We start from the raw sequence: 613 nt of genomic DNA, 5'->3' as shown, positions 1-613 counted from the left end.
TTGCCAGGCGAGCTTTCGGGCGGCGAGCAGCAGCGGCTCGCGCGACCTCGTTCATCAGGGCTTTCCTGGCCGCTCTTGGACGGGGGTCGGAATAGTTATTTGAATTCGACAGGGACGTCGAGAGTATTTCCGTCAATCGTTGGGCCCCACGGTTACACGGGGCAACCCGGTCAGGCAGCGCCGAAGTCGCCTGGTCGAGCTTCGAGGTCGTGATCGCGCGTAGCGACGTCGGCCGGTCTGCCCGATTCTTCAGCTCGTCAACAAACCTGGATTCGCGCTCACGATCCTGAGATGATTTCGGCCATGGCTGAGGATCACAGGCGAACGGCTGCGAAGTCCATCCAGACGCTGGCCCGGGAGGTCCGCTGGAAGCCCGGGAAAGACGCGTCACACCTGGCAAAGCGGCAGAAGATGGGGCATCTACCCGAGCAAGCGACGGTCGCTCAGTACGACGCCCTGATCGTGAAGTTGGTGACCGATCCCGACCACAAGGTCTATCACTACCCATTCGGGACCAGTGACTACTACGCGGTCAGCGGTAAGGTAGAGTCGGCCTCGTGGTTGGTAATCTTCGCGGCTGATGGCACAATGGAGACAGCGTTCCCGCCCGACG

General features: G+C 61.5%; 1 protein-coding gene. It reads left to right on the top strand.

The genetic code is table 11. The annotated features are described in order from the left end of the window. Positions 1–303: 303 nt before the first annotated feature. On the top strand, positions 304–613 hold a 310-nt coding region (locus GY725_11630; protein MCP4004837.1), incomplete at its 3' end, for a hypothetical protein.

Source organism: bacterium (assembly GCA_024226335.1).
Taxonomy (GTDB): domain Bacteria; phylum Myxococcota_A; class UBA9160; order SZUA-336; family SZUA-336; genus JAAELY01.
The sequence above is the reverse complement of the archived record's forward strand: the minus strand, read 5'-3'. Positions and strand labels throughout refer to the sequence as shown.